26 protein-coding genes are annotated in these 25509 nt (G+C 73.0%); 13 read left to right on the top strand and 13 right to left on the bottom strand.

The window, feature by feature from the left end; genetic code table 11:
• Positions 1-4: 4 nt before the first annotated feature.
• Positions 5-970: a tetratricopeptide repeat protein gene (locus ACA361_RS03390; protein ID WP_375010280.1), complete on the bottom strand. Its 966-nt coding sequence runs from the start codon at positions 968-970 to the stop codon at positions 5-7.
• Between the two features lie 460 nt (positions 971-1430).
• Here ACA361_RS03390 and ACA361_RS03395 point away from each other — a divergent pair, with 460 nt between their 5' ends.
• Positions 1431-2321, top strand: coding sequence for an ATP-binding cassette domain-containing protein (locus ACA361_RS03395; RefSeq protein ID WP_375010887.1), 891 nt, complete (start codon positions 1431-1433; stop codon positions 2319-2321).
• Positions 2314-3609 carry a hypothetical protein gene (locus tag ACA361_RS03400; RefSeq protein WP_375010281.1) on the top strand — a complete coding sequence of 432 codons (1296 nt, stop codon included), beginning with the start codon at positions 2314-2316 and terminating at the stop codon, positions 3607-3609. Before ACA361_RS03395 ends, ACA361_RS03400 begins: the two co-directional genes overlap by 8 nt.
• A gap of 118 nt (positions 3610-3727) precedes the next feature.
• Here the strand turns inward: ACA361_RS03400 and ACA361_RS03405 are convergent, their stop codons facing one another.
• Positions 3728-4036, bottom strand: a complete 309-nt coding sequence (locus tag ACA361_RS03405) for a DUF3817 domain-containing protein (protein WP_375010283.1) — start codon at positions 4034-4036, stop codon at positions 3728-3730.
• Positions 4037-4160: 124 nt separating this feature from the next.
• Between ACA361_RS03405 and ACA361_RS03410 the strand changes: the two genes are divergently transcribed.
• Positions 4161-4841 (top strand): DUF4230 domain-containing protein, encoded by a 681-nt coding sequence (locus ACA361_RS03410; protein WP_375010284.1) that lies wholly within the window; start codon positions 4161-4163, stop codon positions 4839-4841.
• A gap of 51 nt (positions 4842-4892) precedes the next feature.
• Here the strand turns inward: ACA361_RS03410 and ACA361_RS03415 are convergent, their stop codons facing one another.
• On the bottom strand, positions 4893-6074 hold the full coding sequence (locus ACA361_RS03415) for an acetyl-CoA C-acetyltransferase (protein ID WP_375010285.1): 1182 nt from the start codon (positions 6072-6074) through the stop codon (positions 4893-4895).
• A 125-nt stretch (positions 6075-6199) separates the two neighbouring features.
• Here ACA361_RS03415 and mce point away from each other — a divergent pair, with 125 nt between their 5' ends.
• The 3 genes from mce (at position 6200) to ACA361_RS03430 (ending at position 10113) form a co-directional block, all read left to right on the top strand.
• Entirely contained in the window at positions 6200-6628 is a 429-nt protein-coding gene (gene mce / locus ACA361_RS03420) for a methylmalonyl-CoA epimerase (RefSeq protein ID WP_375010286.1), read from the top strand.
• Positions 6629-7042: 414 nt separating this feature from the next.
• Positions 7043-8371: a DivIVA domain-containing protein gene (locus ACA361_RS03425; protein WP_375010287.1), complete on the top strand. Its 1329-nt coding sequence runs from the start codon at positions 7043-7045 to the stop codon at positions 8369-8371.
• A 188-nt stretch (positions 8372-8559) separates the two neighbouring features.
• Positions 8560-10113 carry an AI-2E family transporter gene (locus ACA361_RS03430; RefSeq protein ID WP_375010289.1) on the top strand — a complete coding sequence of 518 codons (1554 nt, stop codon included), beginning with the start codon at positions 8560-8562 and terminating at the stop codon, positions 10111-10113.
• A 35-nt stretch (positions 10114-10148) separates the two neighbouring features.
• Here ACA361_RS03430 and ACA361_RS03435 read toward each other — a convergent pair whose 3' ends face one another.
• From ACA361_RS03435 to ACA361_RS03450, 4 genes are all read right to left on the bottom strand, one after another.
• Positions 10149-10940 carry an alpha/beta fold hydrolase gene (locus ACA361_RS03435; protein WP_375010291.1) on the bottom strand — a complete coding sequence of 264 codons (792 nt, stop codon included), beginning with the start codon at positions 10938-10940 and terminating at the stop codon, positions 10149-10151.
• A 64-nt stretch (positions 10941-11004) separates the two neighbouring features.
• A complete protein-coding gene (locus ACA361_RS03440) occupies positions 11005-11727 on the bottom strand; it encodes an alpha/beta hydrolase (protein ID WP_375010292.1) in 723 nt (240 codons plus the stop codon).
• A 42-nt stretch (positions 11728-11769) separates the two neighbouring features.
• Complete coding sequence (locus ACA361_RS03445; protein WP_375010294.1) at positions 11770-12087, bottom strand: ATP/GTP-binding protein; 318 nt, start codon at positions 12085-12087, stop codon at positions 11770-11772.
• A 39-nt stretch (positions 12088-12126) separates the two neighbouring features.
• Complete coding sequence (locus ACA361_RS03450; RefSeq protein ID WP_375010295.1) at positions 12127-13716, bottom strand: 3-hydroxybutyryl-CoA dehydrogenase; 1590 nt, start codon at positions 13714-13716, stop codon at positions 12127-12129.
• A gap of 56 nt (positions 13717-13772) precedes the next feature.
• Between ACA361_RS03450 and ACA361_RS03455 the strand changes: the two genes are divergently transcribed.
• Positions 13773-14762, top strand: a complete 990-nt coding sequence (locus ACA361_RS03455; RefSeq protein WP_375010297.1) for an LLM class flavin-dependent oxidoreductase — start codon at positions 13773-13775, stop codon at positions 14760-14762.
• 29 nt (positions 14763-14791) lie between these two features.
• On the opposite strand, the gene ACA361_RS03460 is transcribed toward ACA361_RS03455, so the two are convergent.
• Together ACA361_RS03460 and ACA361_RS03465 are read right to left on the bottom strand one after the other, a co-directional pair.
• A complete protein-coding gene (locus ACA361_RS03460) occupies positions 14792-15178 on the bottom strand; it encodes an SCO5389 family protein (protein WP_366618226.1) in 387 nt (128 codons plus the stop codon).
• 183 nt (positions 15179-15361) lie between these two features.
• Positions 15362-15562, bottom strand: coding sequence for a hypothetical protein (locus ACA361_RS03465; RefSeq protein WP_375010298.1), 201 nt, complete (start codon positions 15560-15562; stop codon positions 15362-15364).
• Positions 15563-15808: 246 nt separating this feature from the next.
• Here ACA361_RS03465 and nucS point away from each other — a divergent pair, with 246 nt between their 5' ends.
• The 4 genes from nucS to ACA361_RS03485 all read left to right on the top strand — a co-directional run bounded on the left by nucS (position 15809) and on the right by ACA361_RS03485 (position 18536).
• A complete protein-coding gene (nucS, locus tag ACA361_RS03470) occupies positions 15809-16489 on the top strand; it encodes an endonuclease NucS (RefSeq protein ID WP_375010299.1) in 681 nt (226 codons plus the stop codon).
• Between the two features lie 40 nt (positions 16490-16529).
• Positions 16530-16937 carry a DUF3224 domain-containing protein gene (locus ACA361_RS03475; protein ID WP_375010300.1) on the top strand — a complete coding sequence of 136 codons (408 nt, stop codon included), beginning with the start codon at positions 16530-16532 and terminating at the stop codon, positions 16935-16937.
• 52 nt (positions 16938-16989) lie between these two features.
• Positions 16990-17631, top strand: coding sequence for a TetR/AcrR family transcriptional regulator (locus ACA361_RS03480; protein WP_375010302.1), 642 nt, complete (start codon positions 16990-16992; stop codon positions 17629-17631).
• Positions 17632-17720: 89 nt separating this feature from the next.
• Positions 17721-18536, top strand: a complete 816-nt coding sequence (locus tag ACA361_RS03485; RefSeq protein WP_375010303.1) for a site-2 protease family protein — start codon at positions 17721-17723, stop codon at positions 18534-18536.
• Positions 18537-18540: 4 nt separating this feature from the next.
• On the opposite strand, the gene ACA361_RS03490 is transcribed toward ACA361_RS03485, so the two are convergent.
• On the bottom strand, positions 18541-19059 hold the full coding sequence (locus tag ACA361_RS03490; RefSeq protein WP_375010305.1) for a PadR family transcriptional regulator: 519 nt from the start codon (positions 19057-19059) through the stop codon (positions 18541-18543).
• 90 nt (positions 19060-19149) lie between these two features.
• Here ACA361_RS03490 and ACA361_RS03495 point away from each other — a divergent pair, with 90 nt between their 5' ends.
• Both ACA361_RS03495 and ACA361_RS03500 read left to right on the top strand, forming a co-directional pair.
• The gene (locus ACA361_RS03495) at positions 19150-20520 is read left to right on the top strand and encodes a carotenoid oxygenase family protein (protein WP_375010306.1); all 1371 of its coding nucleotides are present in this window, start codon (positions 19150-19152) and stop codon (positions 20518-20520) included.
• Between the two features lie 61 nt (positions 20521-20581).
• Positions 20582-22081, top strand: a complete 1500-nt coding sequence (locus ACA361_RS03500; RefSeq protein ID WP_375010308.1) for an aldehyde dehydrogenase family protein — start codon at positions 20582-20584, stop codon at positions 22079-22081.
• Positions 22082-22113: 32 nt separating this feature from the next.
• Here ACA361_RS03500 and ACA361_RS03505 read toward each other — a convergent pair whose 3' ends face one another.
• The 3 genes from ACA361_RS03505 to ACA361_RS03515 all read right to left on the bottom strand — a co-directional run bounded on the left by ACA361_RS03505 (position 22114) and on the right by ACA361_RS03515 (position 25460).
• Entirely contained in the window at positions 22114-22362 is a 249-nt protein-coding gene (locus ACA361_RS03505; protein ID WP_375010309.1) for a hypothetical protein, read from the bottom strand.
• 142 nt (positions 22363-22504) lie between these two features.
• On the bottom strand, positions 22505-23734 hold the full coding sequence (locus ACA361_RS03510; protein ID WP_375010310.1) for a multiprotein-bridging factor 1 family protein: 1230 nt from the start codon (positions 23732-23734) through the stop codon (positions 22505-22507).
• Between the two features lie 139 nt (positions 23735-23873).
• On the bottom strand, positions 23874-25460 hold the full coding sequence (locus ACA361_RS03515; RefSeq protein WP_375010311.1) for a GMC family oxidoreductase: 1587 nt from the start codon (positions 25458-25460) through the stop codon (positions 23874-23876).
• Positions 25461-25509 lie beyond the last annotated feature (49 nt).

Here is a 25509-nt window from a genome sequence, read left to right on the forward strand (position 1 = left end):
CTGGCTAGAAGAGCGCTGACTGGAGGCCGCGACGCGCCTTGCCGACCCGCGGGTCCTCGGCGGGCAGCACCTCGAACAGGGCGAGCAGGTGCTTGCGGGCGGCGTCGCGGTCGTCCCCGGCGGTACGGCGGACGGCGCCGACCAGCCGGTCGAAGGCGGCCTCGATCCGGCCGGACACCAGCTCGACGTCGGCGGCCTGGATCTGCGCCTGGACGTCGCCGGGCTCGGCGTCGGCCCTGGTCATCACCTGCTGCGCGTCCAGCGTCCGGACCCGCAGGCTCAGCTCCACGAGCGCGATGCCGCGCTTGGCCTCGGTGTCGGCCGGGTTCTTGTCGAGGATCCGCTGGAACGCGGCCTTGGCGCCGTCGAGGTCGCCGCGCTGCAGCGCCTCCTCGGCCTCGGCGTACACGGGGTCGGCCGGCGGCTGCTGCGGCCCGCCGGGCTCGCCGCCGGGGCCGGGAGCGGCGGCGCCCTCGGGCATGATGCCCTCCTGCACCAGCGCGGCCATCAGCTGGTCGAGCGCCTGCCGCACCTGCGGCTCGGGGGCGGCGCCGTTCAGGAACGGCATCATCTGGCCGCCGACGACCATCGCGACGAACGGGATGCCGCGCACGCCCATCTGCTGCATGTACTGCGCGAGCGCCGGGTTCGCGTCGATGTCGATCTTGGCGAGGATCCACGCGCCGGCGGCCTCGTTCGCCAGCTTCTCCAGGATGGGGCCGAGTTGCTTGCAGGGCCCGCACCACTCGGCCCAGAAGTCGACCAGCACCGGAACGGTGCGCGAGCGCTCCACCACGTCGGTGTTGAAGGTCTGGTCGGTGACGTCGATGACGTACTGGCCGCCCCCGGCCGCGCCACCTGCCCCGTCGCCGGCCGGACCGGCCGCGCCGGCGGCCTCCGCGCGCGCCTGGCGCTCCTGCTGCTTCTTGGCGGCTGCCTGGCGGGCTCCCAGGTCAATGGCCCCGTGCAACGAAAAGTCCCGAGAAGGCATGGGTCCATCCTGCCGCATGAACCGGCCGGACGGTGCGCGCGTCCGCTCGCAGCGGAGCGCGGCGCCGTCCGGGACCTCGCCGTACGGGCGCGGCGCACCGTTCCGCCCGGCCCGTTCGAGGGTGTGCCGACAGAGCCGGAATAAGACACATAATTCGCCCGACCCGTGGGCGGGCAAAGAATCCGGCCGCCGCGTCGGGTAAGGAGAAAGAAGGCTGACAGCAATCGCCAAGGCTGGTTATAGTCACGATGTCGATGCAAGGTGCGACGGCTAATAGAGGCTCGCCGCCGGGGCTCCCCGAGAGGCCCGGAATCGAGCGGAAAAGCGCCGCGGCGGGGGGAAAGGCCGCCGGTGCTCCTCTCGGGTCGCCCGCAATCGCATGACGGAACAACGGGGGGTGTGAATGATCGCGGATCATTCCGCGATCGTGGCCCGAGGGATGGGTGTCCGCCGCGGGGGGCGGTGGCTCCTGCGCCCGGTGGCCTTCGGTATCGCCGAGGGCGTGGTCGGCCTGGCCGGTCCACCAGGTGTCGGTAAATCCACTCTATTGGCTACGTTCGCGACATTGCGCCGGCCGCACAGCGGGCGCCTCGACATACTCGGCCACGACACCGGCGATACCCGCGGACGGCGCGCCGTGCGATCGAGGATCGGATTCCTGCCGGGCCGATTCCGCTGGTCCAGGAACATGACGGCGGAGGAACTGGTCGCCTATTCGGCCTATTACAAGAAGGTACGCGCACCCGCGGCGCGGGACGTGCTGAAACGTTTCGGAATCGCCGACGACTCGCGTACCGAGCTGGCCCTTCTGCCGTCCGACGTCCGGCTGCGCGCCGGTCTCGCGGCGGCCTGCGTGCACGAGCCCGAACTCGTCGTCCTCGACGATCCGCTGGAGGAACTTTACGCGGGCCGCGGCACCGCCGACGAGGCCGCGATCGCCGAGCTGATCCCGCTGATCGGCGCGCTGGCGCCCACGGTGGTCGTCTCGGCGGCCCGCCCCGAGCAGCTGGCCCCCTGGTGCCGGCACGTCCTCACGCTCGCCCGCGGCCGGCTGACCCAGTACGAGCCCCGCCCCACCGCACCGGCCACCGTGCCCACCGGCACGGCGCAGCTGCTCGCCGCCGCCGGCGCCCGCCCGCGCCCTGACGCCGGACGCACCGGCCTCGCAGGAGCGGCCGGGCCGCGCGGCGTGGCGGGAGGACCGAGGGGGGCCGCGCCGCCGTCCGGACGGGCGGGCGCGCCGATGTTCCCCGCGTTCCGGGCCGCGCTGCCGTTCCGGCCGCCCCGGCTCGGCGCCGGCCGGCCCGCGGGGAGCGGCGCCGGTGTCTGAGCTGGGACGGGTGCTCCGGCTCGACGCCCGCCGGGCGGCCCTGCTGATCGCGGTGCCGCTGCTGACGGGGATCGGGATCGTCACCGCCTGGCTGTCGCTGGTCCCCGGCGTCGCGTACTGGGACAACTCCACCGTCACCCTGATCGGCTCCGTCCGGCTGCTCGGTCCCGTCGCCGCCGGCGTGGCCGCCTGGGCCGCCGTGCGCGAGCGCGGCCTGGACTACCTCCGCGACCTGTCCCCCCGCTCCCCGGCCACCGGGGCGCTGCTCGACATGGCGCTGCTCGCCGCCGCGGCGATGATCGCGTACGGGACGGTCACCGCGGTCGTGACCGTGGAGACGGCGCTGCGGCAGGCGGCGGGCCGTCCCAGCGCGCTGGGCATGCTCGCCGGCGCCGCGGCGCTGCTCCTGCACGTGGCGGCCGGCTACCTCGCCGGCCGGCTGGTGCCGCGCCCGGTCACCGCGGTGGCCGTCCTGGCGCTGGCGGGGGCGTGGGCGGCGCTGCGCGTCCCCGGCGCCTCCTGGTGGAGCCTGCTCCCCCCGGCGGCGCTGGAAGAGGTGGAGCTGTTCACGGCGCTGCGCGCCCGGGTGCTGGCCGACCAGGTCCTGTGGGCGGCCGCCGGTACGGCGGCGCTCGTCCTGGCGTACGTCGCGGGCACGGCCCGGCGCGCGGCCCTGGCCGTACCCCTGGCCCTCGCGCTCGCGGCCACCGGCGTCGCGACCGCGCGGCTGCACGCGTCCGGCGGCGACGCGGCCGCGCCCGCCCCCGCCCGGCCGGCGTGCCGCCACTGGCCGCTGCAGATCTGCGTCCATCCGGCGCTGCGCTCCGCGCTGCCCGCGCTCATGACGGCGGTGACGCCGCTGGCGACGCGGCTGAGCGGCACCCCCGGCGAGTTCACCCGGGTCGTCCAGCGGCCCGCGGCCGAGCCGGCGACGGTCGCGGGCGGCACGGCGTCCATCCACCTCGACGACGCCCTGGCCCCCGGGTACGAGCTGCGCGCCGTCCAGCAGATCAAGGACGCGCTCGCCGACCCCCGCGCCTGCGCCGTCCCCCGCCATCCCGGTTACCGCGGCCTGGTGGACGCCTGGCTCCTCGGCCACCGCCCTCCGCAGATCGCCGACGCCACGGCGGCACGCCGCTTCGCGTCCTGGGACGAGGAGCGCCGCCGCTCGTGGCTGCGTTCCAACTTCGCGCAGTACCGCCGCTGCGACCTGGGCCCGGGCGACTTCAGGCCGCCCCGCAAGCCCCCTTCACGCGCGACGAACGCGAGCGGGCCCTCAAAACGTTGACTCGTGGCGTGTCCCCCACCGCCGGCCGGGCGAAGGGGCGGACACGCCACGAGTCGACGTGGTGTCCCCTGCATGGCCGCGGCGAGACCCCCCAGACCCGCCACGGCCATGCAGAGCTTCAGGCCGAGGCGCCCTGCGGGCGCTCGGCCGGCTTGATCCAGTGGCGCTCCACGAAGAAGGGGGCCACCGGCAGCACGGAAGCGATCAGCGCGAGCAGCGTTCGCTTCATGTCCCACCCCAGCGTCTCCCGCGCGCCCACGGCCAGCCCCACGTAGGCCAGGAACAGCACCCCGTGTACGGCACCGGTGATCGACACCGCCACCGGCATGTCGCCGATGTACTTCATCGGCATCGCGACCAGCAGCAGCAGGAGGAACGAGGCCGCCTCGGCGATCGAGACGATCCGGAATGCACGAACGATGTCCACGCCTAGCCAACGTACCGGCCGCCGGCAGTGTTTCGAACACACGTATGGCCCTGCTCACATCGGCCTCCCTACCGGAACCGCCCGGTAAGGTGACCCGCCCGGAACGCCGGGAATGCCGTAACGCATGGCACGTACCGCGCAAGAGAAAGCCGAGACCTCCACCCCCCGCAAGCGCGGCCTCCGGACCCTCGTCCTGGCGATCGTCGTCGCGGTCGCGGTCGTGATCGCGGGGCAGCAGCTGCTCCGGATGCTGCCCGGCCGGCTCAACCCGTTCGCCGAGGAGACCAAGGACCGCAGCGGCCCCGCGCTGCTCCAGTCCATCCGCGACCTCGCCCGCTTCGAGTCCGCCAGCGGCAACTTCCAGGTGATCGTGGACCTGGAGAAGGACGCGAAGTTCCTGCCGAGCTCGGTACGCGGCACGCGCACCCTGTTCGTCGGGAACGGCTCGGTGGACGCGTACGTGGACTTCTCCAAGCTGGGCTCGGGCGCCGTCACCGTGAACGCCGACCGGACGGCCGCGACCGTACGCCTCCCCCGCGCACAACTGGAGCCGACCAACCTCGACTCCAAGCGCAGCTACGTCTTCTCCACCCAGCGCGGCCTGACCAACCGCCTCGGCGACTTCTTCAGCAGCAACCCCAACAACCAGCAGCAGCTCTACGTCCTGGCGAGCCAGAAGATCCAGACCGCCGCCGCCGAGAGCGGCCTGCAGAACCGCGCCGACCAGAACGCCAGGACGATGCTCCACAACATGCTGAAGGCCCTCGGCTTCAGAACCGTGACCATCCAGCCCGCGTCCCAATAGACCGGAACGCGACCACCCCGGCCCCGACCTCAGCCGCGTTCCGACCCCGCCCTAAACGCGAATGAGCAGAGCATCGCCCTGGCCGCCGCCGCCGCAGAGGCCGGCGGCGCCGGTGCCGCCGCCGCGGCGCTTCAGCTCGTACGCCAGGTGCAGGACGATCCGGGTGCCGGACATGCCGACCGGGTGGCCGAGGGCGATGGCGCCGCCGTTGACGTTGACCTTGTCGGGGCCGACGCCGAGGTCGCGCATCGACTGGATGCCGACCGAGGCGAACGCCTCGTTGATCTCGACGAGGTCGAGGTCGGCGGCCGTGAGGCCCTCCTTGCCGAGGGCGTGCGCGATGGCGTTGGACGGCTGGGACTGGAGCGAGTTGTCGGGGCCGGCGACGCTGCCGTGGGCGCCGATCTCGGCGAGCCAGGTCAGCCCGAGCTCCTCCGCCTTGGCCTTGGACATCACCACGACGGCGGCGGCGCCGTCGGAGATCTGCGAGGACGAGCCGGCGGTGATGGTGCCGTCCTTGCTGAACGCCGGGCGCAGCCGGCCCAGGGACTCGGTGGTGGTGTCGCCCCGCACGCCCTCGTCGGCGGCGAAGACGACCGGCTCGCCGCGGCGCTGCGGGATGCTCACCGGCGCGATCTCCTCGTCGAACACGCCGTTCTTGGCGGCCGCGGCGGCGCGCTGGTGGGAGCGGGCGGAGAACTCGTCCTGCTCGGCGCGGGTGATGCCGAGCCGCGCGTTGTACCCCTCGGTGGACTCGCCCATGGAGACCTGGTCGAACGCGTCGGTCAGCGCGTCGTACGCCATGTGGTCGAGCACCTCGATCGCCCCGTACTTGTAGCCGGACCGCGACTTGGGCATCAGGTGCGGGGCCTGGGTCATGGACTCCATGCCGCCGGCCACGACGACGTCGACCTCGCCGGCCCGGATCAGCTGGTCGGCCATCGCGATGGCGTTCAGGCCGGACAGGCAGACCTTGTTGATGGTGATCGACGGGACGCTCATCGGGATGCCCGCCTTGACCGCGGCCTGGCGGGACGGGAGCTGCCCGGCGCCGGCCTGGAGCACCTGCCCCATGATCACGTACTGCACCTGGTCGCCGGTCACGCCGGCCCGCTCCAGCGCGGCCTTGATGGCGTGCGCGCCGAGGTCCGCGGCGGAGAAGTCCTTCAGCGAGCCGAGGAGGCGGCCGATCGGGGTGCGCGCTCCGGCGACGATCACGGACTGTGCGGTCATGAGGGGCCTCCACAAAGGTTCGGCGGCGACGTTTGCCACGATACCCAGAGCGACCGAACGGGATTTCGGGCGCCCCGCCCCCGGCCGGGCCCCGGCCACCCGCCGTCCCACCTGGAGGAGCACCCATGCTGACCCGCATCGACCACATCGGGATCGCCTGCCACGACCTGGAGGCGACCGTGGAGTTCTACCGGGAGACGTACGGCTTCACCGACGCGCACTTCGAGGTGAACGAGGAGCAGGGCGTCCGCGAGGCGATGCTGAAGATCAACGCGACCGGGGACGGCGCGGCGAGCTACATCCAGCTGATCCAGCCCATCCGGGACGACTCCACCGTCGCCAAGTGGCTGGAGAAGAACGGCGAGGGCGTGCATCACATCGCGTTCGGCACGGACGGGGACGTCCAGGACGAGGCCGACGGTATCGCGGGCAAGGGCGTCCGGGTGCTGTACAACGCGCCGCGCCGGGGCTCGATGGGGTCGCGGATCACGTTCCTGCACCCGAAGGACTGCCACGGCGTGCTCACGGAGCTCGTCCAGAAGGCCCGGGACTGACCCGGTACGGGCGTCCGGGCGCCGCGCCCCGCACCGGCCGGGCACGCCGTCGCGTGTCCGGTTTCGGGGCTTTCACCGGCGGTGATGATCAGACTTGCGGGGACACGTCGGGAAACCCGCGGATCGTGACGTGTTCGATATCACAACGGCGAGTACGGGGCTGCGAGCGCCAGTGTGTAGCGATTCAGGCACGTTTGGTGCTTTTCCGAGGCGCACCCCCGGGTAGCTGGGACGTCATGGGCAACCACACAAAAGGGACAAAGTACGCAGCGCGTCAAGATGAGCCCCCAACACGGCAGCACCCGGAGTACGCTTCTGTCGCCGGAAGAGGTCTGGGGCACTGCGCCAATTCAGCCAGGCGATCAACCGGTCCCCGGAACCACCCGTAGCCCCGTCACATCAGGATTGAGCCACATGCAGTCCGACATCGACGCCCAGCTCAGCAACTTCTTCGAAGACACGCCCCCACGCGAGTTCGACGTGGTGCTTCGCGGCTACGACCGGCACCAGGTCGACGAGCACATCAAACAGCTCGACAACGAGGTCCGGCAGGCCCGCGAGTCCACCGGCGCCCTGCAGCGTGAGCTGTCGGACGCGCATCGCCAGCTGCAGGAGCAGGAACGCCCGACCTACTCCGGTCTCGGCGCCCGCATCGAGCAGCTGCTGCGACTCGCGGAGGAGCAGGCCACCGAACTCGTCCAGGCCGCCCGGTCGGAGGCCAACGAGATCAAGGCCGCGGCCAAGGTCGACGCGGCCGAGCTGCGCGCCACGGCCGAGAACGACGCCTCCGAGCTGCGCGCCACCGCGCAGCGTGAGGGCGACGAGATGCGCAACGCGGCCGAGCGCGAGGCCGAGGACGTCCGCACCTCCGCCCGCCGCGAGGCCGACGAGCTGACCTCGACGACCGAGCGCGAGGTCGCCAAGCTGCGCGCCACCGCCGACCACGAGGTCGCCGAGAAGCGCGCCAGCGCCGAGCGTGAGATCGCCAAGCTGCGCACCACGACCGAGCGCGAGGTCGCCCAGCTGCGCGCGTCCACCAAGCGCGAGCGCGACGAGATCCTCACCACGGCCAAGCGGCAGGCCGACGAGATGCGCGCGCAGGCCCAGCGCATCCTGGAGGAGAGCGAGGCCCAGCGCGCCCAGGCCGAGGCCGAGTTCGAGATCCAGCTGGCCGCCCGCCGCGAGGAGGCCGACCGGCAGGACGCCGAGCGGCACGCCAACGCGCAGCAGGCCACCCAGAAGCTGGTCGCCGAGGCCGAGCAGCGCGCCGCGTCCGCCGAGCAGCGGGCGGCCAAGGCCACCCAGCAGGCCGAGCAGACCCGCCGCGAGGCGGACTCGCACGCCAAGCAGCTGATGGCCAACGCGCGCAAGAACAGCGACAACGTCATCGCCGAGGCCAAGTCGCAGGCCGAGCAGCTGCTCGCCGAGACCAAGGCCGAGGCCGACCGCGTCCGCACCGCCGCGCAGCGCCAGGTGGACGAGCTCACGCGCCAGCGCGACAGCATCACCAGCCACCTCAACCAGCTGCGCCAGCTCATCGGCGGCGTGGCCCCGTCCATGGGCGGCGCCGACGAGATCGCCGCGCCGCCGGAGAAGCCCGCGATCTCCTCGCCGGAGCCCAAGCCCGCGCCCGCGCCGGCCGCTCCGGCCCAGGCCAAGCAACCGGCCGCCAAGGCCGCCCCGGCCAAGGGGACGCAGGCCAAGAAGTCCGACGAGGACGACGAGGACTGGTGGCAGGAGTAGGGCGCCGGTAAGGCGGGGGTGGGCCGGACCGGCTGACACGCCCGGCTCTTCCGGACGCGGAGCGAAAAGCCTGGAGGTGGGAAACTACCTCTAGGCTTTTCCGCGTCTGAACCGGTATCGCGCAGGCCGTCCCTCCCGGCACGGCCGGCTCCCGCGCGGACGGCCGGACGGAGAACGAGGAGAGTGCCGTGTCAGAAGACGTCCCCCCGAAGAACCGGCCTCCCCTGCCCGAGGACGCCTGCGACGACACCGGCGCCCCAGGAGAGGCCGCGGGACCCGCGGAGACCAGGGAGACCGGCGCGACCGGGGAGGCCGGGGAGGCCGGGCGCGCACCGGACGCCTCCGTACCGGCCCCGGCGCCGCCGGCCGACGACGAGCCCGCCGGATCCGACGGCCCGCCGGAGCCCGCCGAGCCCGCGCAGGCGGCGGCGCCCGCCGAGTCGGGCGGATCGGTACGGCTCGGCGACGTGGCCTCGGTCGACGACGGCGACGGGGCCGGAGCCGGAGTCGGCGACGGGACCCTGCGGAAGGTCCCGGCGGCCGACGACGACGGCGAGGCCGTGACCAAGGGCGGCCCCGGGCCGGAACGGGCGCTCCCCGTGCCCGCGGGGACGGCGGCGGCCGCCGCGACCCCGGACCCGGCGCTCGACATCGAGCAGCGCAAGCGCGAGGCGGGCGTCGACCAGCGGTTCCCGTTCGGGCGGCCCGGCCGGCCGCTCGGGCAGGCGCACCCGTTCGTGTTCGGCTTCACCGCCGCGCTGGGCGTGATGACCGCCTACATCCTGGTCCGGGCCGCCGCCAGCGCGCAGTCCGTGATCATCATGCTGGTCGTGGCGATGTTCCTGGCGGTCGGGCTCAACCCGGCCGTGGAGCGGTTCAAGCGGTTCGGGCTGTCGCGCGGCTGGTCGGTGGCCGTGGTGTTCATCTGCGTGCTGCTGTTCTTCTCCGGGTTCGTGGCCTCGCTCGTCCCGCCGCTGACCGACCAGGTCTCGGCGCTGACCAAGAACGTCCCGCTCTACATCGAGCAGCTCCAGAACAACCCGAAGATCGCCGAGTGGGACCAGCGCTACAAGCTGCTGGAGCAGGCGCAGAAGAAGATCAACGACCCGGACTTCCAGGAGATGCTGGCGACCCGGGCGTACGAGGTCGGCCGGCAGGCGGTGAGCGGGACCGTCCAGTCGCTGACGATCCTCATCCTGACGCTGTACTTCCTCGGCTCGCTGCCGCAGATCAAGACGTTCGCGTACCAGCTCGCGCCGCGCACGCGGCGCGCCCGGGTGGCGCTGCTCGGCGACGAGATCCTGGACCGGATCGGCGGGTACGTCGCCGGCCAGTTCACGATCGCGTTCATCGCGGGGCTCGCCAGCTACATCTTCCTGGAGATCCTCGGCCTCCCGTACGCGCTGGCGCTGTCGCTCATCGTGGCGGTGACCGCGCTGATCCCGCTGATCGGCGCGACCATCGGGGCGGTGGTCGTGACGCTGGTGGCGTTCCTGAACGGGCTCCCCGAGGGCATCGCCAGCATCGTGTTCTACGTGATCTACCAGCAGGTCGAGAACTACCTGGTCTATCCGCGGATCATGAAGCGGACGGTGGACGTGCAGCCGGCCGTGACGATCGTGGCCGCGCTGGTCGGGGCCGCGCTGCTGGGCGTGATCGGGGCGCTGCTGGCGATCCCGACGGCCGCCGCGATCTCGCTGGTGATCCGCGAGGTGTTCCTGCCCCGGCAGGAGTCGCTGTAGCCCCGGGAGCCCTGTAGCCGCGGGAGTCGCCGTGGCTACTGGGAGGCGCGCGACAGGGCCCCGGCGAACTCCGACACCGCCTGGTTGAACAGGTCGGGCTGCTCGACGGCGCACAGGTGCCCGGCGCGCGGGATGACCGTCAGCTCGGCGTTCGGCATGACGTCGGCCATCGCGCGGGCGTCGTCCTCGGTGCTGACGGCGTCCTCGGAGCCGACCATGACCAGCGCGGGGACCTTCAGCCCGCGCAGCGTCTCGAAGGAGGGTTCCCGCGCGGCCATCGCGCGCAGCGCCCACGCCGCGGCCGGGGGCGGGGTGGACTGGACGAGCCCGCGCACCCGGCCGTACACCAGCGCCCGCTGCCGGAGCGTGGTGGGCCCGACCAGGTGCGGCAGCACCTCGTCCAGGAGGACGCTCACGTCGCCGTCGCGGTCGATGGTCTCGGCCTGGCGGAGCCGGGCGAGCCGGACGGTGTCGGTGTCCTCGGCGGCCTTGGTGTCGGCCAGGACCAGGCCGAGGACCAGGTCGGGGTGGCGGCGGCACAGCGCCATCGCCACGTACCCGCCCATGGACAGCCCGCCGACGACCGCCCGCGCGACGCCGAGCCGCCGGAACATCCGGGCGACGTCGTCGGCCATGAGCTCCACCGACGGCTCGTCCGCGCCGAGCAGCGAGCCGCCGAAGCCGCGCAGGTCGGGCGTGATCACGCGGAACCGGCCGGCGAGCCCCTCGCGCTGCCCGAGCCACATGGCCGAGGACAGGGGGAACGCGTGCAGGAGAACGAGCGGCGTGCCGGCCCCGATGTCCCTCGCGTACAGCTGCACGGTCATGGCGCAATCGTTACCCGCGAGCGCGTCCGGGGAGAGAGGAGTGGCCGTGATCGGTCGCGCGGGTTTACTTGCCCGGTTCGTCCCATTCGGTGGGAAGTGGGAAGGAGCCTGGGGCGACCCGCTTGACGATCTCGTTCAGCACGATCCGGACGTACGGCTCGCCGACCCACAGGTGCTTGGCGCCGTCCACGGCGACCACCTCGGCCCGCGGGATCCGCTTGAACCGCTCGCGGGCCTCGGCCGGGCGCAGGTAGTCGTCGAACTCCGGGACCAGCGCGACCACGGGACGCCCGTCCTCGCCCCAGGCGTCCAGGTCGGCGTCGCCGGCGCGGTGCAGCGGCGGGGACAGCAGGATCGCGCCCTCCACCAGCGGGTCGCGGCCCCACTTGAGCGCCAGCTCGGTCCCGAACGACCAGCCGAGCAGCCACGGGTGCGGGAGGTCGTTGAACTCGGCGTACTCGATCGCCGCGGCGACGTCGAACCGCTCGGTCTCGCCGCCGCCGAACTCGCCCTGGCTCGTCCCGTGGACGGACGTCGTGCCGCGGGTGTTGAAGCGCAGCACCGCCACGTCCGCCAGCGCGGGCAGCCGGAACGACGCCTTGCGCAGCACGTGGCTGTCCATCATGCCCTCGGCCGTCGGCAGCGGATGCAGGCAGACGAGCGTGGCCACCGGGGGACGCTCGGCCGGCAGCGCCAGCTCACCGATCAGCTCCAGCCCGTCGGCGGTGTGCAGCGTGATCGCCTCCCGCCGGGCCGGCAGGACCGTGCTCGCCCGGATCTCACCCATCGGTCTCCTCATCTCGGCTGATCTCGGCTGGTCTGGCGGGACTCAGTAGCGCGGCGCGTTCCGGGAGCGGAGCGTGCGCGGGGCGCGCCGCTCGCGGGCCTGCCAGCAGGGGCGGTGCCAGTGCCGCCGGTCGTCGGCGTCGCCGCGCCCGTCCGCGGGCCACGCCACCACGTGCCCCACGCCGGGCGGGATCAGCTGGTCGCAGCCCGGGCAGCGGTACGGCTTGGCGGCGTTCGACCCGGGGACCATCCGGACGTTCCAGTCCCCGTCGGCGCCCTCCTCGGTGCGCTGCGACCACGCCGGACCGCCGCCGGACGGGCGCGGGCCCGTTCCGGCACGGCGGTTCTTGCGCGGGCTCATGGCGTCCAGGATATGGGCGCGTGCACGGCGTCCCGCCCCTCAGCGGAGGGGACGGCGGGCGGCGGCGTGCTCCTCCAGCAGCGGCGCCGGCGCCAGCGCGGGCTCGCGCGTCTCGGCGTACAGGGCCCGCAGGACGGTCACCGCGCGGTCCGGCCCGAGCCGGTCGAGATCGGCGATCGGACCGGTCGGGTAGCCGCAGCCGAGCGTCATGGCGGCGTCGATCGGGTCGGCGGCGGCGTAGCCCGCGCCGAGCATGGCGGCGGCGTCGTTCAGGTACGGGAAGCGCAGCGCGTCCACGATGAACCCGGCGCGGTCGCGGCAGCGGACCGGGGTGAGGCCGAGCGCGGACACCAGCGCGGCGGCCCGCTCGGCGACGCCCTCGCCGGTCGCGACGGTCGCGGCGATCTCCACCACGGGAGCGCCCGCCTCGGGCAGGTGCAGGCCGACGGCGTCGGCGGGACGGCCGGTGGCCATCGCCCGCCCGATCACCGGCCCGGGCGTGCCCGCGACGGCCAGGACGGCGTCCGGCCCGGCCGCGACCTCGCCCGCGTCCGGGCCGAGGACGACCAGGTCGCAGCCCGCCGGGTCGGCGCCGGCGGTCACGTGCGCGGCGGCGGCCTCGTCCAGCGGGTCCCCGGCGTACCGGATCTCGCCGCCCTTCGCCGCCAGCGCCGTGATGAGCGCGCCCGCCGCGGCGGCGTCCAGCCCGAGCACGCCGACGCTCGGCACGGGCGCCGTCACCGCGCCGCCGCCCGCCTCCTCCTGAGGCGTCCCGTACGAGTAGAAGCCGCGACCCGTCTTGCGGCCCAGCAGGCCCGCGGTGACCAGCTCGCGCAGCACGGGCGAGGGCGCGTGCCGCCGGTCGCGCGACTCGGCGTAGATCGCCTCCAGCACCTCCAGGCAGGTGTCGAGGCCGATCAGGTCCATCAGCGTGAACGGCCCCATCGGCAGCCCGGCGCCGGCCTTCATCGCGGTGTCGATGTCGTCGCGGGTGGCGTGGCCGGACTCCAGCATGTTCGCGGCCTGGTTCAGGTAGCCGAACAGCAGCCGGTTGGCGACGAACCCGGCCCGGTCGCCGATCGTCACCGGCGTCTTGCCGAGGCCCGTGACCAGGTCGGCGACGCGCCGTACGGCGTCCGGCTCGGTCAGCACGGTGCCGATCACCTCGACCAGCCGCATCACCGGCGCCGGGTTGAAGAAGTGCACCCCGACGACCTTGCCGGGACGGCCGGTGCCGGCGGCGATCGCGGTGACCGACAGCGAGGAGGTGTTGGTCGCGAGGACCGCGTCGCCGCGGCAGACGCGGTCGAGCTGGGCGAAGACCTTCCGCTTGAGGTCCAGCCGCTCCGGCACCGCCTCGATCACCAGGTCGCAGCCGCCGAGATCGGCGAAGTCGGTGGTCAGCTCGATCCGGCCGAGGATCTCGCGCTGCGCGTCCTCGGTGAGCTTGCCGCGCTTGACGGCGCGGCCCGTGGAGCTTTCCAGATGGCCGCGGCCGCGTTCCAGTGCGCCCTCGTCGATCTCCACCCCGACGACCGCGAGGCCGCCGCGGGCCAGCACCTCGGCGATGCCCGCGCCCATCGTGCCCAGCCCGACGACCCCGACCCTGCAGAAGGAACCACCACTCATGCACGGCAGTCTCCCAGAACGCTCCGGACCCGCCCGTCCCGGGTACGACCCCGAAGGTGCGCCTCGGAATCTTTCTCATCGCCGCCCGCTACCCCGGCCAGGACGACGCCGCCGCCCTCGCCCGTACCGTCGACGCGGCCCTCGCGGCGGAACGCGCCGGGTTCGACGACGTGTGGCTCGCCGAGCACCACTTCATGTCGTACGGCGTCGTCCCGTCCGCGACCGCGCTGGCCGGGCACCTGCTCGGCCGTACCCGCCGGATCGACTTGGGGACGGCGGTCAGCGTGCTGTCCAACCGCCATCCGGTGGCCCTCGCCGAGGAGGCCGCGCTGCTCGCCGCGGTGTCGGGCGGCCGGTTCCGGCTCGGCGTCGGGCGCGGCGGCCCCTGGCAGGACCTGGAGGTCTTCGGCACGGGCCTGCCGCGCTACGAGACCGGCTTCGGCGAGTCCCTGGACCTGCTGCTCGCCTGGCTGGACGGCCGGGAGCGGCTCGGCTGGGACGGCGACCACTTCCGCTTCCGCGAGGTCCCGGTGGTGCCGCGCGCGCCCGCTCCCCCGCCGGTCGCCGTCGCCTGCACGTCCCCCGCCACCGAACGGCTCGCCGCCGAGCGCGGACTGCCGATGCTGCTCGGCATGCACGCCGGTGACGATGAGAAGGCCGCCGCGATAGCGCGTTATGGCCGTACCGATATGCCGCACATCTCCACGCACCTCGCGCAGGTGGCCGGCAGCCGGGAGGAGGCGGTCGCGACCCTGATGCGGGAGATGCCGCGCTGGCTCGGCCCCGGCCTGGACGGCTACGTACCGGTCGACGGCCGCTTCCGCGAGCGGCGCGACCCGGTCGGGTACACCCGGCACCTGTGCGACCTGCATCCGGTCGGCTCGCCGGACGACTGCGCGGAGGCGCTGCTGCGCACCGTCCGGGCGACCGGCGTACGGCACCTCATCCTGCTCGCCGAGGCGGCCGGCTCGCGCGCGGCGACGCTGGAGAACATCGAGCGCCTCGGCGCCGAGGTCCTCCCGAAGGTACGGGCCGGAGCGGCCTGACGCCGCCCCGGCCCGCGCCGGAGGGGCCGTCAGCAGTCGCGCAGCTCGGGCGACTGGTTGAGGATCTGCTCGCGGGCGGTCACGAACGTGCGGTACGCGTCCGAGTCGCCGGAGGGGAAAACGGCGACGCGGTGGCAGTTCTGGAATGCCAGCTTCATCCCGAAGTGGCGTTCCAACGCCCCGCGCATGGCGTCGCTGGCGAGGACCCGCAGCAGCTGGCCGCGCGCCTGCTCGTCCGGCGGCGGCGTGTGGTTGTCGGCGAAGTCGCCGCCGTCCACCTGGAGCTTCGCCACCAGGCCGGTGATCATCTCCCAGGCGTAGGGCAGCGAGTCGCGGACGCAGGTGACGAAGGCGGCATCGTCCACCTCGCCCTTCCGCGCGGTTTCGAGGAGTTCCGGGGACACGTCAAGGGACATGGACGGGCTTCCTTTCACTGAATGTGATGAGCACCCACCACCCGTGACGCTAACCAGGCATTCCGGAGAATTCCAGGTCTTGACAGTGCCGGGTAAGGAATCGATCACGCGCGCGTGACACGATCCGCCCCGGCGCGGGAACGCCGGACGCGGCGGGCTCTCGTGCCCTCCGCATCCGGCGCCTCAGCGGCCGGCGGCGGGCGCGGCGCCGCGCGCCCGCGCGCTCCGCTTCACCACGCGGCTCTCGGACCGCTGCGCCACCTCCTCCGCCCAGAACCGGAGGCTCCGGCGCGCGACGCCGGCGTCCCGCTCGGCCCTGGCCCTGGCCCGCAGGTCCCGCGCCCGGTCCTGCTTCACCGCGTACATGATCTCGCTGTGCAACATCGCCCCTCCTAGGCTGCCCGGGCCGTCTCCCGGCCCGACATCCTCAAGGTTCGTCCTAAGGCACCCCCGCCCACATCGGGACTTAGCCCTATCTAGGCGCCCCTGGCCGCCTTAGCCCGCTCTAAGCCGTCCCCCGATGTCTTAGGCACGCGGCACTCCCGGGTCATGAGCGAGAGACCCGCTGGCGGGACGGGGGTCGGGTAAGGCGGGCGCGAGCACGGCGCGGGCTCACTAAGGTGGGGCAGCGTGCGTCTCGTTATCGCCCGCTGCAGCGTGGACTACGCCGGCAAGCTCACCGCCCACCTGCCGATGGCCCTCAGGCTGGTGCTCATCAAGGCCGACGGGAGCGTGAGCATCCATGCCGACGACCGCGCGTACAAGCCGCTGAACTGGATGAACCCGCCCTGCAAGCTGCGCGAGGAGCCGTTCGACGAGAACGGCGCCGTCGCGAGGTGGACGGTCACGCACAGCAAGTCGGGCGAGCGGCTGATCCTCACCATCAACGAGATCGTCCACGACTCCAGCCACGAGCTGGGGCTCGACCCCGGGCTCGTCAAGGACGGGGTCGAGGCGCACCTTCAGGAGCTGCTGGCCGAGCACATCACGACGCTCGGGGACGGCTACACGCTGATCCGCCGCGAGTACCCGACGGCGATCGGGCCCGTCGACATCCTGTGCCGGGACGCCGACCACGCGACGGTGGCGGTGGAGATCAAGCGGCGCGGCGAGATCGACGGGGTGGAGCAGCTGACCCGGTACCTGGAGCTGCTGAACCGCGACCCGCACCTGGCGCCGGTACGCGGGATCTTCGCGGCGCAGGAGATCAAGCCGCAGGCGCGGGTGCTGGCCACCGACCGCGGGATCGGCTGCGTGACGCTCGACTACGACGCGCTGCGCGGGATCGAGCACGAGGGCACGCTCTTCTGACGCCCTTCCCCGGCCCGTGCGGACGGCATAATTACGGGGCATGACGAACCGAGCCGCCGGCACCTTCGACATCGACTCCTGGGACGCGGAGAAGCCGTACGAGGAGGAGAACGGCGTCAAGCTCACCCGCGTCCGGGTCGGCAAGACGTTCCACGGCGACCTGGTGGGCGCCAGCACCACCGAGCTGATCACGGTGGAGACCGCGGCCGGGCCGGCGGCGTACGTCGGGATCGAGACGGTACGGGGCATCCTGCACGGCCGTGAGGGGACGTTCGTCCTCCAGCACAGCGCCGGGAACGACGACGGCACGCCCGAGACGCAGTGGCTGCGGTGGCTGATCGTCCCGACGTCGGGGACCGGGGAGCTGGCCGGGATCCGCGGCGAGGGCGAGATCACCGTGACGCCGGACGGCGGCCACACCTGGAGCATCGCCTACACGCTGGGCTAGAGCGGGGCACGGCGTGCTCGGCCGAGGGGCGCGGCGCCGGTAATCTGCAGGCATGTCCCCGGCGACCACCGACACCACGCGCGAGCGCATCATCGACGCGGCCGAGGAGTGCTTCGCCCGGTTCGGCGTCGCGAAGACGACGGTCGAGGACATCGCGGTCGCCGCGAAGCTGTCGCGCGCGACCGTCTACCGGAGCGTCACCGGCGGCCGGGACGAGCTGATCCTGGCGGTGGTGCTGCGCGATCTGCGCCGTTTCCTGGACCGGCTGGCCGAGCGGCTGCGCAGCGAGCGGTCGGTGTCGGAGGCCGTGGTGGAGGGGACGCTGGACGCGGTCGCGTACGTCCGGGAGCAGCCGGCCGCGGCGGCGTTCCTGGTACCGGAGGCGGCCGGGCACATGCAGGCGGCGGTGGCGAAGGCGGCCGAGCACGTGCTGTCGGTCTGCTGCGACTACGTGCGCCCGCACTTCGAGGAGGCGCAGCGGCGCCGGCTGCTGCGCGCCGACATCGAGGTGGAGGGGACGGTGGAGTTCCTGTTCCGGATGATCACCTCGCTGATCGTGATGGACCGGGACCGGGACGCGGCGGCGCTGCGCCGGTTCCTGCGCACCTACGTGGTGCCGGTGATCACCGGTCCGGGGGCTCCGGCCGCCGCACCGGCGGCACCGGCGGCATCGGCCGCTCCGCGGAGCCGGTAGCTTCTGGAGATCGGGCGCGGGCGGGTCCGGCGGCGTACGGCCGGGCGGCACGGCGGCATGGCGGGCACGGAGCGGGAGGAAGGCCGGAGATGGGGACGGTACACCAGATGCGGGGACGCTCCTCGATCAGGCCGAGCCCGGTGTTCCTGCTCATCGTGGCGGTGACCGTGCTGTGCGGGCTGATCGCCTGGCGGTACGGGCAGATCATCAGCACGCCGTCCCGGGTGGCGGTGTTCGGCTTCGTCCTGGCGGCCTGGATGCTGTCGCTGTGCGTGCACGAGTTCGCGCACGCGTACCTGGCGTTCCGGTCGGGCGACCACAGCGTCGCGACCCGCGGGTACCTGACGCTGAACCCGGCGAAGTACGCCGACGTCACGCTGAGCTTCGCGATCCCGCTGCTGTTCATCGTGCTGGGCGGGATCGGCCTGCCGGGCGGCGCGGTCTGGATCGACCGGCACGCGATCCGGGGCCGGATCAGGCACAGCCTCATCTCGGCGGCGGGGCCGCTGTCGAACGTGCTTTTCGCGGTCATGCTGGCGGCGATCTTCGCGAAGTTCGCCGGCCCGGACCACGGGCTGTTCTGGGCGGCGCTGGCGTTCCTGGCGTTCCTCCAGGTCACCGCGGCGGTGCTGAACCTGCTGCCGATCCCCGGGCTGGACGGCTTCGGGATCATCGAGCCGTACCTGCCGAGGCGCTGGGCGGACAAGGCCAACGAGTACGGCGGCTACGTGTTCCTCGCGCTGCTCGCCGCGCTGTGGCTGATCCCTGCGGTGAACCAGGGCTTCTTCGACATCACCTACGGGCTCGCGGGGCTGATCGGGCTGGACCACTTCCCGTACAAGCTGACGTGGGACGTCTCGCCGGTCAGGATGGGCCACGAGCTCTTCAAGTTCTGGGTGAAGTAGCGGCTCACGGGCCGATCCGCGCGGCGGCCCATTCGGCCCAGTCGCGGCGCATGGCCATGTAGCGCTTGCCGTACTCAAGGGCGATCCGCCCGAAGTCGGACGGGTCGCCGCCCTCCGCGTCCAGGGAGCGTTCCAGCGCGGTCAGGGCCTCGTGCTCGTCGCCCGCGCCGGCGGCCAGGACGCGCAGGTAGTCGCGGGCCTCGCCGGGTTCCAGGGAGCCGAGGAAGAAGACCCGGAGGATGCTCTCGTCCCGCCGGGCGGAGCGGGGTGCGGTCTCGGTCAGCCAGCGGCGCAGCTCGGCGTGCCCGGCCTCGGTGGCGCTGTACTCCTTGCGGCCGCGGGGTCCCTCGGCGGTCACCTCGATGAGGCCGTCGGCGGTGAGCTTGCCCAGCTCGCCGTACAGCTGGCTCTGGGTGGCCGACCAGACGTGCGCGAGCGAGAGCTCGAAGGTCTTGAGCAGGTCGTACCCGCTGCAGCCGGGCACCTCGGCGATCAGTCCCAGGACGGCGTGACGGAGGCTCATGCCCGGAATCTTAGCCTCCTACATTGACATGTCGCGATTGGACGTTTTACTTTCGACCTGTCTAAAGTGGAATGTCGAGGGAGCCACGCCATGAGCGAGCAGACCGGAACCCGACCCCGCTGGATGGACGGCCATCTGGCGCCCGTCCCGGACGAGATCGACGCCGCCGACCTGCCCGTCACCGGGACCCTGCCGGCCGAGCTGACCGGACGCTACTTCCGGAACGGCCCCAACCCGCGCCCCGGCGAGCGGACCGCCCACTGGTTCTCCGGGCACGGCATGCTGCACGGGATCCGGCTGCGCGGCGGGCGCGCCGAGTGGTACCGCAACCGGTGGGTGCGCACGAAAGCGTTCACCGAGGACGCGGCCCTGCTCCGGCCGGACTTCACCGTCGACCGGACCGCCGTCACCGCGAACACCCACGTCGTCCCGTTCAACGACCGGATCTACGCGCTGATCGAGGTCGGCTTCCCGTACGAGGTGACGCCCGGTCTCGGCACCGTCGGCCCGTGCGACTTCGGCGGCCGGCTGACCAGCGCGATGACCGCGCATCCCAAGGAGGACCCGGTCACCGGGGAGCTGCTGTTCTTCGGGTACGGGTTCACGCCGCCGTACCTGACGTACCACCGCCTGTCCCCCGCCGGCGAGCTGGTCGAGAGCCGCGAGATCGACGTCCCCGGGGCGACGATGATGCACGACTTCGCGATCACCGAGAACCATGTGGTCTGGCTGGACCTGCCGCTGGTCTTCGACCTCGCGCTGGCCGACCGCGGCATGCCGTACCGCTGGGACGACGGCTACGGCGCGCGCCTCGGGATCATGCCGCGCGCCGGGGCGGGCGAGGTGCGGTGGTACGAGATCGACCCCTGCTACGTCTTCCATGTCGGCAACGCGTACGAGGACGCGCAGGGCCGCGTCGTGCTGGACGGCGCCCGCTACAGCCCGGAGACGTTCACGGCGGCGTGGTCGTCGATCGGCGGGCTGTCGGCCGATCCCGCGCGGTCCGATCCCGCGCAGGCGGCGGCCGAGATCGGCGACGCCCGGCTGCACCGCTGGACGATCGACACCACGACGGGCAAGGTCGCCGGCGAGGCGCTCGACGACCGGGGCGTGGAGTTCCCGACCCACGACGACTCCCTCACCGGGCGGCCCCACCGGTTCCTCTACACGGTCACCGGCGACGCGATCGTCAAGTACGACCTCCGCACCGGCTCCGCCTCCGCGCACGCGCCCGGTCCCGGCCTGGTCCCGGGCGAGGCGGTGTTCGTCCCGGCCGAGGGCGCGCGGAACGAGGACGACGGCTGGCTGCTGTCGATCGTGTCCGACACCGCGGGCCGCGGTTCCGAGCTCGTCGTGCTGGACGCGGCCGACCTCGCGCCCGCCGCCGCCGTGCGGCTGCCGCGCCGCGTACCGGCGGGATTCCACGGCAGCTGGATTCCCGACCGACAGGACGTCCAATAGGGTGATTTAAGTCGGTATGCTGCGCAAGCAGTCACTTACTGAGCTCACCGGGAGGTTCCTCATGTCCGTGGCCACGGAGAGCACGACCTTCGAGTCCCTCAATCCGGCCACCGGCGAGGTCGTCGCCGAGCACCCGAACTCGGACGCCGCCGCGGTCGCCGCGGCGGTCGAGCGGGCGCGCACGGCGGCCGAGTGGTGGCGGGCCCTCGGCTGGAAGGAGCGCCGGCTCCGGCTCCTCAACATCAAGGGCGCGCTGACCCGCAACCTCAACCGGATGGCCGAGGTCATCCACCAGGAGACCGGCAAGCCGCTGCAGGACGCCCAGCTTGAGACGATCATGGCGATCGTGCACCTCGACTGGGCCGCCCGCAACGCCCGCAAGGTCCTCGGCCCGCGCACCGTGTTCCCGGGCATGGCCTCGATCAACCAGAAGGCCGTCCTGGAGTACCAGCCGCTCGGCGTCGTCGGCGTCATCGGCCCGTGGAACTACCCGATCTTCACCCCGATGGGCTCGATCGCGTACGCCCTCGCCGCCGGCAACGCGGTCGTCTTCAAGCCCTCGGAGTTCACCCCCGGCGTCGGCGTCCTGCTCGCCGAACTCGTCGACGGCGTCGTCCCCGAGCAGCCCGTCCTGCAGACCGTCACCGGCCTCGGCGCGACCGGCGCCGCGCTGGCCTCCTCGCCGGGCGTCGGCAAGATCGCGTTCACCGGCTCGGCCCGTACCGCCAAGAAGGTCATGGCCGCCTGCGCCGAGAACCTCACCCCGATCGTCGCCGAGTGCGGCGGCAAGGACGCCTGCATCGTCGACGCGGACGCCGACCTCGACGCCGCCGCCGACGCCGCGCTGTGGGGCGCCATGTCCAACGCCGGGCAGACCTGCATCGGCGTCGAGCGGATCTACGTGCACGACGCCGCGTACGACGCGTTCCTCGGCAAGCTCACCGAGAAGGCCAAGGACCTGCGTCCCGGCTTCGACCGCGAGGCCGCGTACGGCCCGATCACCATGCCGGGCCAGCTCGACATCATCGAGCGGCACATCAAGGACGCCCTCGACAAGGGCGGCACGGCCGTCGTCGGCGGCGCCGACTCCGTCCGGAAGCCGTACGTCGAGCCGGTCGTCCTCACCGACGTCCCCGAGGACTCGTCGGCCGTGTGCGAGGAGACGTTCGGCCCGACCATCACCGTCCACCGCGTGAAGGACCTGGACGAGGCCGTCGAGAAGGCGAACCGCACCAACTACGGACTCGCCGGGACGATCTTCTCCGGGAACAAGTCCCGCGCCATGGAGGCCGCCCGGCAGATGCGCTCCGGGATGACGTCCATCAACGCGTTCGCCTCGTTCGCGATGGTCGCGGCCCTGCCGTTCGGCGGCGTCGGCGAGTCCGGCTTCGGCCGCATCCACGGCGCCGACGGCCTCCGCGAGTTCGCCCGCCCGAAGGCCATCACCCGCACCCGCTTCAACCTGCCGATGAACCTCACCTCCTTCGACCGTACCGAGAAGGAGATGGCGCGCATCCTGTCGATGATCAACATGATGCACGCCAAGCGCTACAAGCGCTGACCCGCGAACCGCGCGGCCGGTGCCTCCGGGGGTCAAGGCACCGGCCGCGCGGCGCTTTCCGGGAAAAGTCTCCCGCGCATTCCGGCGGGCATATCGAACGCCCACCAGACGACGTCGCCGTTCGCCGCCCGCCGCGCCCGCGCGACCTCCCCCAGGTCGCGGTACTCGGCCGGGCACGCCGACGCCAGCGCGATCCGCCGCACGGACCCCTCCGCCCCGGCGGGCGCGCGGCGCAGCGCGTCCAGGACGCATTGGGCGGCCCGGCCGGGGTCGTCGCTCACCCCGCCCGTACGAAGCGGCGGCACGTCCCAGGAGAAAAGCCGCGGAAAAGCCGCACCCAACTCGACATCTCGCCTCTGCATCACACCCAGAAGAATGGCGCCAGGCGCGATGCCGCACGGACAGGAATCCTGTCCCCTCGATTCAGACGAGCATCCCGATCCGATTCGCCAGATCCCGGGCGTCCTGCCGCAATTCGACTGGCCCTTGGGCCGCCTCCTCGACCATCCGGCGCGCGTACCCGTTGTAGCGGACGGTCTCCGGCGCGGCCACGTACGCGGAGTTCAGCGTCCCGAGCGCCGCGGTCTCGTCCCCCGCGAGCCGCCACGCTCGCGCGACCTCGACCAGGTGGCGGCCGCGGCGCGGCTGGGACGGGATCCCGGCCGCGGCCGTCCTGGCCGCCTGCCGCCGGGCCTCCCCGCCCTGGCGCGCCTCCACCGCGACCGTGACCGCGTGGGCGCCCATGATGACCCGGGAGAAACTGGTCATCGGCTCGTAGTAGGAGGCGGGCAGGCTCCGTGCGATGGCGTCCGCCTCGTCCCACCAGCGCCACGCGGTGGCGCGCTCCCCCGCCTGCGCGGCGGTGTACGCCAGCTCGTGGTGCAGCGCGCCCCAGATCGCGCGGAGGTCGACGTCGCCCTCGACGTACGGGGCGATCGTCTCCAGTGCCGCGCGGTTGACCGCCTCCGCCGCGTCCAGATCGCCCACATCGCGGTGGGCCTGCGCGGCCAGCCAGACGGCCGCACCGAACGCGCGCGGGTCCTCGGACTCCTCGGCCGCCATGATGGAACGCTCGACGACCCGCCACAGCAGGTCCGCGCAAGGCTGGTACGCCAGGAAGAACTGCGCGAGGTTGTAGACACCGGCGAGGAGCGCGTACGCCCGCCGCCGGTCGGCGCCCTCGTACTGGCGCGCGGCGTACCGGGCGTCCCGGACGAGTTCGGGCAGCAGGCCGCCCAGCACCGTTCGGTGGTCGGGCGCCGCGTGCCGCGCACGCCACGCCGCGTCGAGCCGCGCCTGGAGGTGGCCCAGCGGCGCGGGCGGGCCGGTCCCGCCCGCGCCGACGGCGTTGAGCGCGTCCCGAACGGCGGGCAGCGCCGGGTGCCCGGGGCCGCGGAACATGGACGCGGGCAGCGGCCGCCCTCCGGTGAGCCGTGCGACGTCCCGCAACTTCAGGGCCTCCGCGATGGCGAGCAGCATCGGAAGCTTGGGCTGCCCGATCTCGCCGCGCTCGACCGCTTTCACCCAGCGCTCTTTCCTGCCGACCAGGCCGCCGAGCACCTCGCGGCTCATGCCCCGGCGCTCCCGGAAGTACTGGATCCGCTGCCCGACCGGGAGATCAGGGTCGATCGGCTCCGGCGTACGGTCACGCATAAGCCCGCCCTTCCTATGACGTTGCCTTTCAGGCTACGACGCGCAACGCCGCCGGCGGCAGCACGCAGATGCGCCAGGCAGCGTTGACTCGTGGCGTGTCTCGCTCCAGGGGCGTCCCTGGAGCGAGACACGCCACGAGTCAACTCAGTGGGGGGCGGGTGCGGATCAGGTCGGCGGCTCGTTCGGCTATGGCGATGGTGGGGGCGTTCGTGTTGCCCCGGGGCACGGACGGCATGACCGAGGCGTCCACCACGCGGAGGCCCTCGACGCCGCGGACGCGGAGGCCGGTGTCGCAGACCGCGTCCTCGCCGCCCATCGCGCAGGTGCTCGTCGGGTGGAAGAGGGTCGCGCACTCGCGGCGGACGAAGTCGGCGAGGGCCTCGTCGGTGTCGATCTGCTCGCCCGGGGCCCACTCGCCGCCGACCAGCCCGGCCAGGCGGCCGGTCGCGGCGATCTCGCGGGCCTGCCGGACGCCCGCGACGAGGATGTCCAGGTCCGCCTTGTCGGCCAGGTACGCGGGGTCGATCAGCGGCTTGGCGTACGGGCTCGCGGAACGGAGCGCCAGCGAGCCGCGGCTGGCGACCGCGATGGCGGTGACCATCACCGAGAGCAGCCGCCGGGACGGCTCCACGAGGCCCTGGTCGATGAACGGCGTCGGCAGCACGTGGTACTGGAGGTCGGGCGCCGGCAGCCCGTCGACCGTGCGGACGAAGCCGCCCGCCTCCGCGATGTTGGACGCGTACGGGCCGCGCTGGACGGCCTGGTAGAGCGCGAGGTTGCGGGCGTTCGCCAGCTCCCACAGGCCCTTGACGCGGGGGGTGGCGAACATGACGTTCACGAACGGGTGGTCCTGGAGGCCCTGGCCGACCGGGGAGTCGGCGACCACGTCGATGCCGTGCGAGCGCAGGTGGTCGGCGGGGCCGATGCCCGACAGCATGAGCAGCTGCGGGCTGTTGACGGCGCCGCCGGACAGGATGACCTCGCCCTGCGCGCGGGCCTCGACGGGGACGCCGCGGCGCTCGTACCGGACGCCGGCGGCGCGGCCCTTCTCGATCAGTACGCGGGTGGCGAGGGCGTCGGTGACGACGGTCAGGCCGGGGCGGGCCATGGCGGGGCGCAGGTACGCGGCGGCGGCCGACCAGCGCCGCCCGGCCTTGTGGGTGACCTGGTAGAAGCCGACGCCGTCCTGCTCGGCGCCGTTGAAGTCGCTGTTGGCGCGCAGGCCGTACCGGGTGGCCGAGTCCACCCAGGCGCGGGTGAGCGGGTGCTTGTAGCGCAGGTCCTCGACCCGCAGCGGGCCGCCGGCGCCGTGGTGCTCGGACGCGCCGCGCTGCTGGTCCTCGGCCTTGAGGAAGTACGGGCGCAGGTCGTCGAAGCCCCAGCCCGCGCAGCCGTACGAGTCGCGCCAGGTGTCGTAGTCGTGCCGGTTCCCGCGGATGTAGATCATCGCGTTGGTGGACGAGCTGCCGCCGAGGGTGCGGCCGCGCGGCCAGTAGACGGAGCGGCCCGCGGCCTTCTCCTGCGGGACGGTGCTGTAGTCCCAGTCGTACGGGCCCTTGATCATGGACGCCACGGCGGCCGGGATGTGGATCTCGGGGGCGGTGTCGGGCGGGCCGGCCTCCAGCAGCAGGACGCGGGTGCCGGGGTCCTCGGTGAGCCGGGCGGCGAGCACGCAGCCGGCGCTGCCCGCTCCCACGATGATGTGGTCGTACTCGTGCTCGGTCACGGCCGCCTCCGCCCGGACGAATCGCCTCAGAGTACGGAAAACCCTACCG

Origin of the sequence: Actinomadura sp. 21ATH (assembly GCF_041951345.1) — a bacterium.
Lineage (GTDB): Bacteria > Actinomycetota > Actinomycetes > Streptosporangiales > Streptosporangiaceae > Spirillospora.